The sequence below is a fragment of the Paenibacillus sp. CFBP 13594 genome, assembly GCF_014842675.1.
Lineage (GTDB): Bacteria > Bacillota > Bacilli > Paenibacillales > Paenibacillaceae > Paenibacillus > Paenibacillus amylolyticus_B.
Map to the genome: position 1 here is coordinate 669,402 of NZ_JACYVQ010000001.1, position 15,736 is coordinate 685,137.

Genomic DNA, 15,736 nt, shown 5'->3' on the forward strand with positions numbered 1-15,736 from the left:
CAGTGACCTCTCTTTTTGGTTTGTCTGTTGTACTACGAATTCATATCATGCACTGTTGTGCAATGTATTGGTTTGTGTACTTTTGAAAGGCGCTGAACGATACGAGCTTATAACGATGATGATGGCAACAGCAACCCCGACAGCGCCAATCCAGGTGATGGATGACAATGAAACGCTGCTGACAGCAATTCCACCAATACCTGCGCCGGAAGCCATCGCCAGTTGCATCACCGAACTGTTCAGGCTTAGCATAATGCCAGAGGATTCCGGAGCCATGGTGACAAGGTTATATTGCTGAGTTGGACCCGAAGACCAGGCGGAAAAAGACCACAAAATCAGAACAAGGAAGACAGCGAGATGAGAACTTGCCGTTATATTCAACAGGACCAGACTCACGATATGCAATGTCATGCCTGTGATCAGCGTTCGTTTGACACCCAATCGGTCAGCACTGAATCCTCCAACTTTTGAACCGATCAGACTAGCTATGCCAAATGCGAGTAAAGCTGAACTGAGTAGTGCTTCGCTCATTCCTGAAACGGATACAAGATAAGGTGAAATGTACGTGTAGGCAATGGAATAACCACCTAACCAGAAAAAGGTCACCAGCAGTGCAAGTACAATTCGTGGCTGTTTGAGCAAAGACAGTTGTTTCTTCAGTGGAACAGGGGCTTCTGCTTTGGAAGGCGGAATGGCGGCCGCAATTACCAGCATGGCGAGGACTCCAAGAACGGCTATGCCGGCAAAAACGAGTTTCCAATCCCAAGATGCAGCAACGAGCCTTCCGAGCGGAACACCAACAATCAGAGAAGCCGTAAATCCAGTGATTACTGTGGCGATTGCACTAGCTTGTTTGCCCTCAGCCGCTATTTGGGAAGCGACCGTTAATGCCGTGACAACAACAACGCCCGCGCCCAAAGCCATCAACACGCGTGCTGTGACGAACAGTCCATAACCCGGCAACAGATAGGCAAGAACATTAGCCGCAACGAATAGACCGAGGAAGTATAGCAACAGCTTGCGACGGTCCCAGCGCGAAGTCAGTGCAATAATGACAGGTGTACCTAGCGCATATACGAGTGAAAAAATCGTAATGAGCTGTCCGGCAGCGATTAAAGAGATATTCATGGTATCTGCAATGCGATCCAAAATGCCGGCAATGACATATTCGGACGTTCCTACAAGGAAGCTGACCAAGGCAAGAACATAGATTTTGAGCGTAGAAGACATGGTAACATAACCTCTTTCTGATTATAATTTTTATATTTTTAGAAATATAGAAATAAAGACGATAGAACAAGACATGAATGCTCTGAATGCAACCCATCTGCACGAATGGTAATGTTACAACCTAGATAATGAATAATGGTATAAGCGTAAACTTAAGTGACCTAGTTCTACTAATAAATATCGTGCGTTGTTTCAATATTTCTAATTATATAGAAATATAACTCAATTTTTTTTTATTTATTTAGCAGATAGGGAACAAACTTTTGTGCGGTCTCCGTGTTCAGGCTGTAGTAGATATAAGTACCTTTCTTCTGCGATGTAAGCAGGCCGCAATCGGAAAGCTGTTTCAGATGATGAGACAGAGTTGATAGGGCAACCGTAACAAGGCGGCTCTCCAGATCGGCAGGACACAGGTTGCTTTCGCCCGATAAGATCTGAATGATTTTGTACCGTGTTTGCTCGCCCAGTGCTTTATGAATTTTGACGACTTGTTCAATCTCATTCGAGTTTGATTGCATAATGATCCGTCCTTTCGTCTTTATTTCTTATTTCTAGTAATATAGAAATACAGTAGCATATGTCATTTGAAAAGTAAACTCTCGGACGAAGATTCCATAATTTCTACTGCGTTTGTGTTAACAGCCGAAAGTCTGGAGTAACTTCCCCCGAGAGTTATGTGAGTTGTATATTATCGATCCAGTGCATCGACATAGTCTTTGGCTTCCTTCAACGAAAGACCTCTGGCCTCGCGTAGTCGTTTGATCGCCATAATTTTTTTCCCTTGTTGTATAAGTGTAAGCAGCTCCAAATCCAGATCCGTTTGACCCGGTGGGTTTGATTGGGAAGGAGATGCTTCCTTGGGCGACAAGGTGTAATTGAAATCGGAGCGGGCGCTGACGGTTGAACCGTTCTCCAGGCGCTCCACATCTCTTTTCAATTCATTCAATTGGCGTTGCAGGCTGGTGACTCGAACCAACAATACAAGGATCAGAAGCGACAGAACGATCCATACCAAGGTGTTCATTTCCATGATGTCATGTGCCTCGCTCTCATTTGTTCATATTTGGCCATTATTTAAGTTGAACCGGGATTTCCTTGACACCACGAACAATCATGCCAGGTCTCCATTCCAGTTCATTCACATCTGCCTGAAGCTGTATATTTGGAAAACGATTCAGAAGTGTGCTGACTGCAATCTCACCTTCCAGACGAGCAAGCGGCGCTCCCAGGCAGAGATGAATGCCTTTGCCAAAAGCCAGATGCGAACTCTTCTCGCGTGTGATATCGAAAATATCAGCATCCTTAAACTGCTGTTCGTCCCGGTTGGCGGAATCAAGCGCAACGATGACAAGTTCACCTTGAGCAATATGCTGTCCACGGAATTCAATATCTTCAAGGGCCCACCGGGATGTGCTGAACTCCACCGGTCCGTTATAACGCAGCATCTCTTCAATCGCATTGTGTATAAGCTCGGGTTGCTTGATCAGTAGTTCGCGTTGCTCAGGGTGCTCCAGCAGGGCGAGAATCCCATTGCCGATGAGATTAACGGTTGTTTCATGACCAGCAATGATTAATAAAGAGACAACGCCAAGCAGTTCTTGTTCAGTTAACTGCTGCCCGGATTCTTCTGCAATGACGAGCTGGCTGATCAGATCTGTGCCCGGGTCTTGACGTACTTTGGCGAACCAAGCCGTAAGGTAATCCGTAAACTCCTTGGAATGCTGCTCAAACAGCTCAGCGCTCTCGGCTGTGGAAGCATCAATTACCGTATTGGACCATATGCGGAATTGATCACGATCCTGGGCAGGGACCCCCAGAATTTCACTAATAACAATGATGGGCAACGGGAAGGCAAAGTCATCGATCAGATTCATTTTTTCCTGTGACGGGAGGTTGTCCAGCAGATCATCAGCAATGTGCTGAATATGGCTTCGCATGTTTGCAATCAGTTTGGGCGTGAACGCTTTCTGCACCAGTCCGCGAAGACGTTTATGATCTGGCGGATCGGAGAACAACATATTATTCGAGAAAATGCTTTGATTGTCAGCGCCGTAACGTCGGACCATGTCTTTGCTGAAGCGAGGATCTTTCAGAATCTGGACTGCATCCTCGTATCGGGTAATCATCCAGCCGAATTCTCCTTGAGGAAACATGACTCGGAAAACGGGCTGATCTTTTCTTAACTTTTCATACACCGGGTAAGGGTTATGCGAAAATTCTTTCGTGAAAATTCCTGACTTTGAGGATTCGTTGGGTTCATTCGGGTTCAAATGCAAAATCTCCTCTCATATTCCTAGATAATACCTGCACCCTCTATATATTCAATACATAAGCTTTTGAAACCTTGTTTTTGGTCCAAGTGGATGATTGAGCAGGAAAATAGAGGAAGATGGAAGAAGACATGGTAGATAGAATTGGTTATTATGCTTGGTAAAAATGAAAACGAGGTGAACGCTGACATGTCTTACACACAACTTCCTTTGCATCAACACCGGATTCCGGCAAGTCGAATGGTTCTTGGCTGTATGCGTTTTGGGGGCGAATGGGACGGGCTCCCCATTACTTCAGATCTTGTCGTGGAGGGTCATCGAGCGGTCGAAGCGGCTATCGAAATAGGTATTAATCACTTTGATCTGGCGGATATATACACACGTGGTAAGGCAGAGCATGTATTGGGGCGAGTTTTATCCGAAACTCCTGGCTTACGTGAACAGATCATTATACAGTCGAAGTGTGGCATACGTCTTGTGGGTGATGATGAAGGACCGCAGCGTTATGACACTTCAGGTGCACATATCCTGGCGAGTGTGGACGGTATCCTGGAACGGCTCGGGATCGATTATCTGGATATTTTGCTGTTACACCGTCCTGATCCGCTCGCCCATCCGCAAGAAATTGGAGACGCACTGGCTGAGCTGCATCATTCCGGTAAAGTGCGCCATTTTGGTGTGTCCAATATGGGTTCTGAACAGATTCGCCTTCTTCAGCTTCATAGTAAAGTACCCCTGATTGTGAACCAGATGGAGATGAGTCTGGATAAAATCGGCTTCGTAGAAGCCGGTGTGACAGTTAATCGGCCCCAAACCAGAGACAACGTGTTTCCCTATGGCACGATGGAATATTGTCAGGCAGAGCTTATTCAACTGCAAGCTTGGGGTCCCCTTGCTCAGGGGCGATTTACTGGCAGGGTAGTTGAGGGACAGCGCGCGGAGATTGAGCATACGGCTCAACTGGTTGATCGAATGGCCAAGGAGCGTGGGGTGACACCGGAGTCTATTGTACTGGCTTGGTTAATGAAGCATCCAGCAGGGATACAACCTGTCATTGGTTCGATTCGACCAGAACGTATTCTGGCCTGTCGTGATGCAACGAATATTGAGCTTACCCGTTATGAGTGGTACGAGCTGTATTCCGCTTCATGCGGGCGTAGAATGTAAGTAGGGAATTCTGAGAGATTGATTAGTTTCGATTAAAATTTATAGATGTTGGGTGAAATTTGAACATATAGAAGACACAGGCTGCTAATGGCCTGTGTTTTCTTTGTGATATTCAGCTTCATTTGGTTGAAACACATGATCGAAAGTGTAATGAATCCTGAGGTCATATGGCCTACAATGCGTTTACATGGGTAATAAGCATGCTGATTAAGATCCGAAACCAGTGTGTTGGCACGGTTGTAAGGATATTTCACCTGCATATTTGCGCTAGAGGCTATGTCCATGGACATAGGGAGAGTGCTGATAAGAAGGACGTTTCAACCATTTTTATCGTTTTACGGGGTAGTTGTTCGAGGGCTGTGATAAAATAATAGGAATAAGAACATACGATCTGTTTAAGTGAGAGGAGACACCTTGACGATGGAGATGCTTAAGCCACCCGCCGAGACATTATACGAGGTTGAATTACGCGCGCTGCGAGAGGAAGATCAGGGGAAACGCCCCCCGAACTGGCTGTTATCTCCCGCCTATGTGCGCGATTTTATTATAGGCAGGGATAAGCCTGCATTATTGAATGGAGAAGAGATCCCGATTACCCGCAAATTCTATGGCAATGACGTGTTAATTGAACGTGCAGTGGTTACTCTGGCAGGCAATCGAGGATTAATGCTCGTGGGAGAACCCGGGACAGCCAAGACCATGCTTAGCGAACTGCTGACCGCAGCAATCTCCGGAACCAGCCTGAATACGATTCAGGGTACGGCAGGCACGACGGAAGATATGATCAAGTATTCCTGGAATTACGCCATGTTGCTTGATAAAGGCCCTTCGGAAGCGGCACTTGTGCCATCACCGTTATATAACGGAATGAAGAAAGGCATTCTTACCCGTTTTGAAGAGATTACACGTTGTCCCGCCGAAGCGCAGGATAGTCTGATTAGTATTCTCAGTGACAAGGTCATGAGCATTCCTGAACTGGATGGCGGTGTACTGTTTGCCCAGCCGGGATTTAACGTTATTGCTACAGCCAATATTCGGGATAAAGGTGTAAACGAGATGAGTGGTGCATTGAAACGTCGGTTCAATTTTGAAACGATCAAGCCCATTCATAATGTAAAGATGGAAGCCAAAATTATTGAATCCCAGGCACGAAGCCTGTTATTACATAGTGGAATTGATATTGAAATTAACCCGGATGTGGTTGAATTGCTGGCTACAACATTTATGGAACTGCGCACCGGCATGACACGGGAAGGCTACAAGCTCGATACACCTCAAGCCTCCATGAGTACGGCGGAAGCGGTGTCTGTCTATGTCCAGAGTGCGATGACTTCCTATTACTACGAAGATAAGGCTATTGCGCTGGATCGGTTAGTGCAGAATATGCTGGGGACCATTGCGAAGGAAAACGACAAGGATCTGTCCATTCTCAAAACCTACTTCTCCAAGGTTGTTAAAGAGCGTTCCAGGGAAGAGGGAATGTGGAAGGACTATTATGAGGAGAGAAAATGGATCGGTTAACAGCAGTTCTGGACCCTGATGTTGATCAGTTACAATCCTTGTTCAAGTCCCATGTCTATAACCTGAGTAATCATACGGTCTATTACCCAATACGACACCATAGCCCTGCATGTTCATATCACTTATTACGATTAATCGAAGAGTACAAGCCGGATATCATTCTAATCGAAGGACCAGAGAGCGGTAATCCATTAATTTCGGTTCTGAGTGATGAGGCAACCTTGCCTCCTGTCAGTCTGTACTACACCTATGAGAGTGAGTTGCAGAGAGAAGCCTGCTATTATCCGATGCTTCGTTATTCGCCTGAATATGTAGCTTTGAAAGAAGCAAAACGGCTGGACATTCCGGCGAAGTTTATTGATCTGGACTATCAACACTTCTCCACTCGTGCATCCAAATCCGGGCAGACAGAACAAAAGGAGATCTCCATCCAGGACGAAACCTTGCTTGCGGGGTCTGATTTCATTAACCGGTTGTGTCAAAAAACAAACTGTCGCAGTTTTGATGAATTGTGGGAAAAGGTGTTTGAGATCGGTGGCCTGGAGAAGTCTACTGAGGCATTCGTGCAGGATGTATTCACATATTGTACTTTATCCCGAATGTGTTATGCCACGGAACGATTACAGTCTTCAGGTGATCTGATAAGAGAAGCACATATGAAACAACGTATTAATCAAGCGCTGCAAGAGCATGATCGTGTGCTTGTCATTACCGGTGGATTTCATACGTATGGACTGTTGATGTCAGAGAAACATGAAACAGAATTGGAACAGCCAGAGATGGATAAACAGCATGCAGACCAACGTTCGGATGGGCAAGGTAAACCAGGTACGTCTCAACACGGTGCGTTTGATCCAAGTGCGGTTCACCAACAGATGTACCCGATGGTCTATACTTTTGCTGAAGCGGATCGGCTTAATGGATATGCAAGCGGCATGCCTTATGTGAATTATTACGATCAGATCTGGAACCAGCTGCTTCGCAAGAAGAGTGCACCGTACAATCTAACGGCTCTGGACTTGTTATCTCGGCTGATGCGCAAATTACGGGACGGTCACGAACATGTATCAACCAGTGATGCAATTGAGGCATACAGCATGATTCAGGGTCTTGCCGGGCTTCGAGGAAAAAGGGAAGGCGGCGTCTATGAGTTGATAGATGCAGCACTCTCTTCCTTTGTGAAGGGGGAACTTACCCTAGCGACCGATAAACCGTTGCAAGAGCTTCAGCAATTATTGACAGGAGACGTCATTGGAAGCGTAGCTCCCAATTCATTCAGTATTCCCATCGTGGAGGACTTCAAGGTCCGTTGTACAGGACACAAACTGCAGATCCGCACAACAGGACAACACAAGAAAGTGCTGGATCTGTATGCGAAACCGGAGCACCGTCAGATCAGCCAATTGATTCAATGCATTACCTATCTGGTTCCGGAATTTGCGAAACGGCAATCGGGGCCGGACTGGATCGCAGAACGGGACATGAATCTCGTGCGCGAAACCTGGGTTTATATGTACTCATCCCGTATTGAAGCCAGATTGATAGAAAACTCTCTTTATGGCGGAACACTTGCTGGAGCAGCTACACGCAAAATGGAAGAACAGATGCAAGACATACCGGATCATCATAGCGGTGAACTTGCCCGACTCATGCTTCAAGCGTTGCTCATGGGACTTCAGGACACAGCGATGAAGCTTTATGAACAGGTGCGCTCGGCGCTGAGAACCGATGGGAACTTCCTTTCCTTATGTAACAGTCTGCATGTCTTGAACCGAATTCATCAGCACCGCAGGCTACTGGGATTATCTGACGAGCAACAACTCCCTGAGCTGGTATCTGAGGCTTACAGGAATGCCGTAGACAAGCTGCTACAGCTCTCCAGAGCCAACCCGGATGAGCATGAAGCCATTATTCAGGGATTGAAGTTACTAGCCATGCTCGCGGAGTCATCAGAGGCGCATTTTCAGGATGAGACATTCCGAATACATCTAAATGAGCTTCTGTCGGATCACCAGCTTCCGGCTCAGCTGGAGGGTGTGTGTGTGGCTATTTCCTCAGGGCTCGGCGACAGGCCCAGGGATGAGATTGTTGTTCGTGCTCGCGGGTATATCCATGGTACACCGGATCAGACCCGTCAAACGGCACTTTTTTTACAGGGAGTATTCACTGTAGCCCGTGACGCTTTTTTATATGAAGATCAGTTGTTGTACGAGTTGAATGTTTTGATTGAACAGCTCTCATACGACGATTTCATCAGTATGGTACCGGAATTGCGGTTGGCATTCACCTACTTTACACCAATGGAGACGGGCTTGATTGCCGAGCGGGTGGCGAGTCTGCATCAGGTTGAGCCAGAGGAAATGTTGAGGGCAGCAGTCGATGAACAGATGCTGATTCAGTCCAAGACGTGGGATGAAGCGCTTCGAAAGGAGTTTACCGCATGGAAGCTAATATGAATGAAGCGAATCGGAGCACGGACGAAACCAGAGAAATCAATGAAAGTTCCAATCCGGATGGAAGCAACCGAGGGGATCAACATTCTGCTGAAACCTTAAATCGATGGCGTCTGATTCTCGGTGAATCCGCTGAAGAAGGGTTGTGTAATACAGACCAATATACTTCGGCTGAATTTCAATATACGGAAATCGATGAGATTCTGGGGTATCTGTATAATCGTGAATACGGTGAAGAACAAGGTTACCGAAAAGAGGGAGGACGCGGTGCGTCTAACCTGACTGTACCGAAATGGTTACACAAGGTCAGGGATCTATTCCCCAAACCAACGGTCGAAATATTGGAGAAACAGGCGCTTGATCGTTATGGGCTGACAGAATTGTTAACAGACAAAAAGTTGCTTGAATCCCTTGAACCCAACATGAATCTGCTCAAGAACATTATGCAGTTCAAAGGACGGATGAAAGGTGAGGTGTTAAAGAGCGCCAAGGATATCGTTCGAACCGTGGTTGAAGAACTCCGCAGCAAGCTGGAATCTCAGACTCGAGCCAGTATCATGGGCAAGCGCAGTCGTTATACCTCCAGTTCGGTACGTTCCTTGCGCAATCTGAATTTCAAACGAACCATCACCAAAAATTTGAAAAATTATGATAAAAATAAGCGCAGATTTGTGATTGATCGTCTCTATTTCGACGGGAATATACAGCCGCATAACAAGTGGAACATTATTATTGGTGTGGACGAAAGCGGCAGTATGCTCGATTCAGTCATCTACAGTTCGGTGATGGCCAGCATCTTTTATCGCTTGAATGCGCTGCGCACGAAATTATTCATTTTTGATACACAGGTGGTTGACCTGAGCGACAGGCTGGAGGACCCGGTAGACGTGCTCATGAATGTACAGCTCGGCGGGGGGACACATATTACCAAAGCGTTGCGTTACGGCGAGACGTTAATCGATAATCCAGGCAAAACGATCTTTATTCTTGTCAGCGATCTGGAGGAAGGCTATCCAATCGCGCAGATGTACAAAGCGTGTAAAGATATCATCGATGCAGGATGCAAATTGCTGGTTCTCACCGCACTCGATTTTAACGGGGATTCAGTCTATAACCAACATGCAGCACAGACGTTGACCAATATGGGCGCACATGTAGCAGCAATTACCCCAAACGAGCTTGCGGATTGGATTGGCGAGATCATCACTTAAATTTGAGGAGGAATGTGTAATGCTTACCACAGATCGTGCATTAGAAACTTTGGTGGAGAAATTCGCAGTAACGTGTTCAAACGAGTATTCATTAAAAACAGATCGAAGCTCCGAAATTATTGATTATGTCTTGGGAACATCAGACAAGTTCCCGGATATGTTGGGAAATTCGAGTCATTATGTGTATCAAACGATTGATCTGCTCATGAAGCTCGCCAAAAAAGAGGACGGCGACATCTTTTACCGTGCCGGGGCTATTGTGATATATCTGGAATCGACTTATTCCAAAAGAAATACATGGAGAACGGATGCCTTTACCATCTGTATGGGAAATGATTCAGAAGCCTACGGCTTAAGCGGGAAGAGCAAAAGTTCTGATCGCATGGGCGGGTTGTTGGCCCGGTTGGAGAAGATCAAACAGTTTGCGGGCGAGAACGAAATTCTGGCTGAATTGAAGAGTAAATTAAAACGTGCCCAGTGGCTTTTTGATTCCAAAAAAGCGGACAGTCAGGGGAATTATCGGGATGTCATTAATGCATTAATGCTCCTGCAACTATATTCGAAACTAAGTAATACCCCTTCTCATGCAGAAGTTGAATCTTCTGCTCAATCGTTGCCAGCGTTGTTTCAACATGTGATGGCTAATGATCCAGATCAGTTGCGGGAAGAGCTACATACGTTGATTGAACCTGTAGTGGTCAGTAATATTCAAGGGAAGCATAACGGATCTTCCCAAGAATTGAAGGATGAATTCCTCAAGCAAAAGCGTAATCAGCTCATAGCGGAGCTATATCCCAATACGTCTTTCTCTCCAAAAGAGCAATGTTCACATGCTGTATTCCATCAAACGATGGTACTGGTGAGCAGTGCCTTGTTGTACCTGATTAACATTAGTGGAGGTAAACAACGTTTTCTTGATGCGAATAGTGAGATTGGGCATGTTTTGCTTCACACCCTGCATCAGTTACATGAGATTTATCCACTTGAAGTTCGCAGTTACCTGCTAAGTATGGACCCGAGAGCAAAGAGTCCAAATGATCTGCTTGCTGGACTTGTGCCTCTGGATGAGCCTTATCAGTTAGTTGAAATGTTGCGGGACGAGCTTAATTCGTACACGGTATCCTGGAACATGCTACAATCCGCGATCGCAAATCGTCCTGAACAAGCGATTCGAGCATACGAGATTATCAAACCGCCATTCCTCAAACTTTGCATTCAGAAATTCATGGAGGATCAAGGATTGGCATTGCCTAATGCGGAGGAGTCAGTGGAGCAAGCGGTATTCAACGCTCTGCGGCATCCTTTGGACGGGGGACGTCAAGGAATTGCGATTGCAAGATATTTAAGTGGGGAAAACACCCTTGAAGAATATTGGGAGGACCCGAATAGTCGCGGGTTGTTTAATCAACTGAATCGGGATAAGAAGCGTGTTCACAACCTCATTAGTATTAGTTTTCTGCCCTTGGACTCAGAGGCGATGCGCAGGTTCGCAATCCTGACCACTCATCCTGATTGGACGCTGGATATTGTCTCAGACATGTACAATTCTTACGCGTTTAGTGGAGAGCAGCTTCTTCAACGTTATGGGCAAGATCCTGAGGTGAAACGTGAGAAATTGCTAACGAGCCTGATCTCACTCAATGGCATGACCGACTATAGATACAAATCCATGCCACATGACGAATACCGCCGAATCATTCAGCAGAATCTGGACTATGCACTGACACAGTACAAGAAACTGCCAACGGATACGCGTATTTTAATTCTGGAGATTACCTTTGAACAGCGTGATGAGTTATCGAAGAAAATATTGGCCGAAGCGATTCGTGCTGGACTACAGGATTCGTCCAAGAAGGCGAGCGGCGTGGCTTTAGCCGAATTCAACCGGATTCCTGATCAGGACTTGTATACGCTCGTATACCTCTCGGAGAAAAAAGCGGGAATCAAAGAGATGGCTCTGACTGCAATCCGAAGTCTGGAAAACAGCAAGGAGCTGTACGGTGAGCTTTTGAAGAAAGAGAAGGCAGCGGACTGGAAGAACTTGATTCAAATTCTGCTCAATACCGCAGATCTGAGCCCGGAGTATGCTCATGCTGCACTTGCCGATCAGGCAGATAGCAAAAAGCTGTCCAGACTAAGTTGGTTGTCCCTGAAAGATCTCCCTTCCCTGATGCGAACAGAGGACAATCAGCCGTTAGATGACCGAATTAAGCTATATGTTCTGGTGCAATCGCTGGATCACACGTCAGGACCCAATGAAAGATTAAATGAATTAAGGGACTACGTAAGTGAGGCATCACTCGTTCGTTTTGCAAGTGAATTGCTTCAGGTCTGGATTCAGGAAGGTGCCCCCGCGAAAGAAAAGTGGGTGATGTATGTTTCAGCACTTTTTGGCGATATTCAGATTGTAAATATTCTGACTCCGCAAATTAAGGAATGGACAGAAAACAGTCGTGGGGCGATTGCAGCAGATGCTGTGAAAGTGCTTGCTTATCTGAAAGATCCATCCGCTCTTATGGCGATTGACAAAATCAAACGTAGCGTGAAGAACCGTCAGGTGAAAGGTGCAGCAGAAGAAGCATTGCAGCTTGCAGCCGACAATATGGGACTTACTGCGGAGCAACTTGAAGATCGACTTGTCACTACACTTGGTTTTGATGAAAAAGGAACCATGCAGCTGAGTTACGGAGAGCGCTCCTTCCTGGTTAAGGTCAATGGAGACTTGCAAGTGGTTGTTCTTAATGAAGAAACGGGCAAATCCGTGAAGAGTCTGCCTGCTCCTGCACAGAAAGATGATGCTGATCTGGCAGCACAGTCCAAGGCACGTTTCACACAGCTGAAAAAAGATCTCAAATCCATGGTTAACATTCAGGCGCAGCGTCTGGAAGAATCATTATCCAAACAACGTCTGTGGTCTGCCGATGAGTGGAAAGCCTTGTTTGTACAAAATGTCATTATGCAAAAATTTGCTGTTGGTCTGATCTGGGGAACGTATGAGGATGGCGCACTGATCAGCACCTTCCGTTATATGGAGGACGGCACATTCAATTCCGTGGATGAAGACGAGGTTGATCTGCCTTCGGGTGCGCAGGTGGGACTTATACATCCGTTGGAACTGGATCAGGTAACGCTTGAAGGTTGGACAACGCAGTTGGAGGATTATGAGATCAAGCAGCCATTTGAGCAACTGAATCGTGAGATTCACCAGCCGGAAGATGAGGATAAAACGAAGAATGAATACGATCATCTGCCTGAGTCTGATTTCTCACCAACGGCTTTCCCCAAAGTACTGGAGAAATATGGCTGGATCAAAGGGCCGGCACAGGACGGCGGCTGGTATCATGAATTTTATAAAGAGTACGGAGATCTTGTTGCAGAATTACAATTCAGCGGTACGAGCATCACGTATTACGAGGGATTGGATGACATTACCCTGGAATCCCTTCATTTCTTCAAACCGAATAACAAGCAATATTATTACTATGGGGACAACAAACCGATTGCTCTGGGCAACGTTCCAGGTCGAGTATTCAGTGAAACGATCTACGATATATTGAGAGCAACGGGGCGTTGATGACGTGAGTGGATTCAAAGAGAAATTCCGAAGTTTTTCGAAGCTGTGTACAGAGGATTATCTGATTCGGTATGCCAACAAAGGGTTGTACAAAAGGTCTTTGAAAGAGTTGGACAATGGTGTAAGTGTAACGTACAAATGGAATGAATCATCTGTGAGTTGTCAGCTCAGTGACGGGACACAATGTACGCTTGAAAATACGCTGGATCATTGGAATTGTTCCTGTCCGTCAGAGCATATCTGCAAGCATGTGCTGATCGCAATTCTATATGATCAACGGGAACATTTGTTAGAGGATTCGATGAGTGCAGATGAAAACCATGTGCTGGATAAAGACTCAGGGATTTCGGATAACGATTCGTTGGACGCATCAAAAGACGTATCAGTAACAGAATCAGTATCAAACTCCGCATCAAATAGGGATGATTCAAACGTAGTTTCGCATTCGCCATCTCTTGAAATGGAGTCTCGCTTTCACTGGATGACGGAGTTTGACCTTACAACACTGATTAAATCGTATAGCTCTTCCATGTTGGAGGAAGTTGTATTCCGCCTAAGGTACCCTGAAGAGGTGAAGATCATCGTAGATTCACTTCTTACGGTACAGCTAACAAGTCAGGATATGGAGGTGTCTTTTACCGAGGAAGCCAGTCTTGCGAAAGCTCTTTGCAAGTTGCCGCAGACAGCCGGAAAGATGGCCAAACTTGAAGCTTTGCTACGATATCGTTCACTAAAAGGGCTGGATGATACGGATGCATTAAGTGGAAGGGTGTACGAAGCCAAGTTCTCTCTGCAGACGGTGCAGGAATGTCGCATGATGCTCGCAGGATTGTTGAAGACGGGACTGGCCCGCCTTCCTCAGTCCTACATGGCACAACTGGAGACTTTGGCAATTGCAGCTCATAGTGGCAACCTGCCTGACATAGAACGCAATTTGCGAGGTATTCAAGGGGAACTACAGTTATTTTTTAACAGACATATACGTTTCTCCATGCAATCCATGTTGGATCGGGTAAGCAAGCTGTATCTTGCACTCCAGGTTCTTGAAGAAGAAAAGGTACCTGTCATTCAGCAGAGTCAGCTCATTGGCAGTTTTCGAAGTAAATACTTTACGGTTCCTTCACTTCACCTGTATGGACTGGGAGCTGATGCGTGGGAGACACGATCCGGTTTCCGTGGAATCACCTATTACTTCTATTGTTTCGATGATGAGGAAATCTACACCTATAGCGATGTACGTGCTGTATATTATGATGATCAGCAGTTCTCATATACAGAGCATTATGGTGCATTCACACCATGGTTGCCTAATCTGACCTTTCGCCAGTTTGTGGGTGAAGAAGTTCAATTCCATTCCGTTAAAGTGAATGAAGAACGCCGGATCTCTTCCGGGGAAGGTGCCAAACTTGCGATTTTGCCACGAACGGGTGTGGAAACGTTGAATCTGGGCAAAACCATGCAAGATGTAAACTCTGTACTTCAAGAGGAATCGCGATCGTTCGACTTGTTTGCTGCTCCCAAAGAACGATTGGCTGTGATCAAAGTTGCTCGAATTGTGGACCATAACTTTGTCAAACAAACGCAGGAGCTTGTCCTGACAGTTGAGAATACCGAAGGGGAAAGACTGGCGCTCACTCTCCCGTATTCATCGGACTGGCAGGCGATGATCCAAAGACTGGAGTCAGGATATGGTTCCCAATCGCTTGAACACTTCTACGCCTTTGTGCGTGTGGAACCCAAACGGATTAGCCCGATCAGTTTCCTGAAGAGTCAAACGGTGCTCAGTCTGAAACTGGATATCGGTAATGGGAGGATGGGCAGACTTGGAAGAATATAATCAGTTCATGCAGAGAATTAACGGCTGGTCAGAAGAGTTGCTGCTGCGCGGGTTATCCCAGTTTACGATCCGGGATATTGAGGTGCTTGAGCAGCTCGCAGCGGAATCCTCGCGGTTGCAGATGAGTTTCCTGTATGAGTTGTTGAATCACCTCATCAAGGAAGGGCGTAGCGTGGCTCTTGGACAAGGTAATGAAGAGTTGCTGTTATTTCAGTATTGTCGTCTCACCCAATATGTACAGCTCAGTGTGCAAGAAGAGGCGTAATATTGGTTAGTATTCCAAGCGAAGGCACATGAAGCGATATGATGTAATAAATAAGATATAGTATAGAATATAGAAGATTTGCAGAAGGCCTCTAGGTCACTGCAAATCTTTTTTTATCGTGGAGTAAGTAAAAGTCATTTGCCAAACGAATATAGGTAGGAAGCACGGATCAACACGAGCATTCGTGATATGAGCATGGAAGGGAGGG

The 15,736-nt window shown here is 46.1% G+C and carries 11 protein-coding genes; 7 read left to right on the forward strand and 4 right to left on the reverse strand.

From position 1 onward, the window contains the following. Nucleotides 1–45 precede the first annotated feature (45 nt). From IFU39_RS03165 to IFU39_RS03180, 4 genes are all read right to left on the reverse strand, one after another. Entirely contained in the window at nt 46–1,230 is a 1,185-nt protein-coding gene (locus IFU39_RS03165; protein ID WP_192131221.1) for an MFS transporter, read from the reverse strand. A gap of 233 nt (nt 1,231–1,463) precedes the next feature. Then, nucleotides 1,464–1,748 carry an ArsR/SmtB family transcription factor gene (locus tag IFU39_RS03170; protein ID WP_036613842.1) on the reverse strand — a complete coding sequence of 95 codons (285 nt, stop codon included), beginning with the start codon at nt 1,746–1,748 and terminating at the stop codon, nt 1,464–1,466. 170 nt (nt 1,749–1,918) lie between these two features. Beyond that, nucleotides 1,919–2,260 carry a ribosomal protein L7/L12 gene (locus IFU39_RS03175; protein WP_244660849.1) on the reverse strand — a complete coding sequence of 114 codons (342 nt, stop codon included), beginning with the start codon at nt 2,258–2,260 and terminating at the stop codon, nt 1,919–1,921. Between the two features lie 40 nt (nt 2,261–2,300). After that, nucleotides 2,301–3,500 carry a cytochrome P450 family protein gene (locus IFU39_RS03180; RefSeq protein WP_192131225.1) on the reverse strand — a complete coding sequence of 400 codons (1,200 nt, stop codon included), beginning with the start codon at nt 3,498–3,500 and terminating at the stop codon, nt 2,301–2,303. A gap of 153 nt (nt 3,501–3,653) precedes the next feature. On the opposite strand from IFU39_RS03180, the gene IFU39_RS03185 reads away from it, so the two are divergent. The 7 genes from IFU39_RS03185 to IFU39_RS03215 all read left to right on the forward strand — a co-directional run bounded on the left by IFU39_RS03185 (nt 3,654) and on the right by IFU39_RS03215 (nt 15,528). Beyond that, on the forward strand, nt 3,654–4,667 hold the full coding sequence (locus tag IFU39_RS03185) for an aldo/keto reductase (protein ID WP_244660850.1): 1,014 nt from the start codon (nt 3,654–3,656) through the stop codon (nt 4,665–4,667). A 420-nt stretch (nt 4,668–5,087) separates the two neighbouring features. Next, on the forward strand, nt 5,088–6,188 hold the full coding sequence (locus tag IFU39_RS03190; RefSeq protein WP_091019424.1) for an ATP-binding protein: 1,101 nt from the start codon (nt 5,088–5,090) through the stop codon (nt 6,186–6,188). Next, nucleotides 6,176–8,644, forward strand: coding sequence for a DUF5682 family protein (locus tag IFU39_RS03195; protein WP_192131230.1), 2,469 nt, complete (start codon nt 6,176–6,178; stop codon nt 8,642–8,644). The genes IFU39_RS03190 and IFU39_RS03195 overlap by 13 nt, the downstream gene beginning before the upstream one ends. After that, a complete protein-coding gene (locus IFU39_RS03200) occupies nt 8,629–9,852 on the forward strand; it encodes a VWA domain-containing protein (protein ID WP_223199717.1) in 1,224 nt (407 codons plus the stop codon). Before IFU39_RS03195 ends, IFU39_RS03200 begins: the two co-directional genes overlap by 16 nt. A gap of 19 nt (nt 9,853–9,871) precedes the next feature. Continuing rightward, nucleotides 9,872–13,426, forward strand: coding sequence for a DUF4132 domain-containing protein (locus IFU39_RS03205; protein ID WP_192131232.1), 3,555 nt, complete (start codon nt 9,872–9,874; stop codon nt 13,424–13,426). 4 nt (nt 13,427–13,430) lie between these two features. Further along, on the forward strand, nt 13,431–15,263 hold the full coding sequence (locus tag IFU39_RS03210; RefSeq protein ID WP_192131234.1) for a hypothetical protein: 1,833 nt from the start codon (nt 13,431–13,433) through the stop codon (nt 15,261–15,263). Further along, nucleotides 15,250–15,528, forward strand: a complete 279-nt coding sequence (locus tag IFU39_RS03215) for a hypothetical protein (protein ID WP_091019417.1) — start codon at nt 15,250–15,252, stop codon at nt 15,526–15,528. Before IFU39_RS03210 ends, IFU39_RS03215 begins: the two co-directional genes overlap by 14 nt. Nucleotides 15,529–15,736: the final 208 nt, after the last annotated feature.